General features: G+C 66.9%; 3 protein-coding genes. All 3 read left to right on the top strand.

The genetic code is table 11. The annotated features are described in order from the left end of the window. Nucleotides 1–908 (top strand): bifunctional diaminohydroxyphosphoribosylaminopyrimidine deaminase/5-amino-6-(5-phosphoribosylamino)uracil reductase RibD (gene ribD / locus MOV74_RS36805; RefSeq protein WP_246932254.1); only part of this gene is annotated, 908 nt, incomplete at its 5' end. Continuing rightward, complete coding sequence (locus tag MOV74_RS36800; RefSeq protein WP_246932251.1) at nucleotides 908–1,519, top strand: riboflavin synthase; 612 nt, start codon at nucleotides 908–910, stop codon at nucleotides 1,517–1,519. The genes ribD and MOV74_RS36800, both read left to right, overlap by 1 nt. A gap of 152 nt (nucleotides 1,520–1,671) precedes the next feature. Beyond that, nucleotides 1,672–2,092, top strand: a 421-nt coding sequence (gene ribH / locus MOV74_RS36795) for a 6,7-dimethyl-8-ribityllumazine synthase (protein ID WP_246932249.1), incomplete at its 3' end; no start/stop codon positions are given.

Raw genomic sequence — 2,092 nt, 5'->3', positions numbered from 1 at the left:
CGCGGGGCGCCACGCTGTACGTCACGCTGGAGCCGTGCTCGCATTTCGGCAAGTCGCCGCCTTGTGCCGATGCGGTAATCGCTGCCGGGATCAAGCGGGTGGTGTCGGCGATCGAGGATCCCAATCCTGAGGTCGCGGGGCAGGGGCATGCGCGCCTGCGCGCCGCCGGCATCACGGTAGATTTGGGCCTGTGCGCGGCGGAAGCCGCATTCGACCATGCCGGGCATTTCCGCCGTATCCGGGACAAGCGTCCGCATGTGATCCTGAAGCTCGCGGTCTCGCCCGACGGCAAGATCGGCGCTGCCGGCGGCAAGCCGGTGGTGATCACCGGCGAAGCGGCGCGCAATCGCGTGCATCTGCTCCGCGCCCAGAGCGATGCGATCCTGGTCGGCATCGGCACGGTGCAGGCGGACGATCCGCTGCTTACCTGCCGCCTGCCGGGCATGACGGCGCGCTCGCCGGTGCGCGTGGTGCTCGATCAGAGCCTGCGCATTCCCGGCGCGAGCAGGCTCATAGGCTCCGCGCGCGAGACGCCGCTCTGGGTGGTGGGTTCTGAGCTTGCGGAAGCCGCAGCTGCGACGCGTCTCGGTGCGACCGGCGCGCAAGTGATCCGCGTCCCGCCGGCAAATGCCTCCGAGCTCGATTTGCCCGCCGTGCTGCATGCGCTGGCCGGGAAGGGCATCACCCGCCTGATGGTCGAGGGCGGCAGCAGGGTTGCGTCCTCGTTCGTCGCGGCCGACCTCGTCGACGAGATCTGGCTGTTCCGCGGGACGGAAGCGGTGGGCTCCGGCGGCGTCGATGCGCTCGATGCATTGCCCCTGTCGAAAATCACGCAGTCGCAGGCCTACAAGGTTCATGCTAGCGAAACATTCGACAAGGATACTCTCACCATCTACGAGCGTGCGTAATGTTCACCGGCATTGTCAGCGATATCGGCGAGATCGTCAGCTTCACGCCCGTGGCGCAGGGCCAGCTGCACCGGCTGCGCATCGCCTGCAGCTATGACCAGACCACGATCGCCGACGGCGCCTCGATCGCCAGCAACGGCGTGTGCCTCACCGTGGTCGCCTCCGGCGTCGCAGGCGGCAAAACCTGGTATGAGGTCGATGCGGCTGCGGAGACGCTGGCGCTGACGACGGCGAAGCACTGGAAGCTGGGCACCAAGCTCAACCTCGAGCGTGCACTCAAGATCGGCGACGAGCTCGGCGGCCACATCGTCGCCGGCCATGCCGATGGCATTGCGACCATCGTCAGCCGCGAGGACCTGCCCGACATGGCCCGGTTCGAGCTGTCGACCACGCGGGAGCTGGCGCGGTTCATCGCCACCAAGGGCTCGATCACGCTCGACGGCGTCTCGTTGACGGTCAATACGGTCAAGGACGTGACCTTTTCTGTGCTGATCATCCCGCACACGCTGACGGTGACGACGATCGGCGGCTGGAAGGCGGGCGCCGAGGTCAATATCGAGGTCGATTTGATGGCCCGCTACGCGGCGCGGCTGACGGAAATGACGGCCTAGCCGTCATTCCGGGATGGTCCGAAGGACCAGACCCGGAATCTCGAGATTCCGGGTTCGCTTCGCGCCCCGGAATGACAGTCTTTGAACTTGGCTTACCCGCCTGCGGCGACTACATAACGCGCCGACCACTGTAGAGTAGAACGGATCGAACGATGGCAGACGCGCGGCGCGCACCCCTGAAGGACCAGACCGACATTTCCGGCGCGCGCGCGCTGATTGTCGAGGCGCGGTTCTATGACGATCTCCAGGACGCGCTGCTGGACGGCGCCATTGCCGAGCTGAAGGCGGCCGGCCTGACGCATGACGTCATCACGGTTCCCGGCGCGCTGGAGATTCCGGCGGCAGTGGCCATCGCGGTGGATGCCGCGGCGGCGAACGGCAAGCCCTATGACGCCGTGATCGCGCTCGGCTGCGTCATCCGCGGCGACACCATTCACTTCGAGATCGTGTCGCAGGAATCCTCGCGCGCGCTGATGGACCTTGCGGTTTCGCGCAAGCTGCCGCTCGGCAACGGCATCCTCACCGTCAACAATGAGGCGCAGGCGTGGGCGCGGGCGCGCGCCAGCGAGCTCG

The organism is Bradyrhizobium sp. SHOUNA76, from assembly GCF_023006445.1.
In the GTDB taxonomy this organism is placed as follows: domain Bacteria; phylum Pseudomonadota; class Alphaproteobacteria; order Rhizobiales; family Xanthobacteraceae; genus Bradyrhizobium.
The sequence above is the reverse complement of the archived record's forward strand: the minus strand, read 5'-3'. Positions and strand labels throughout refer to the sequence as shown.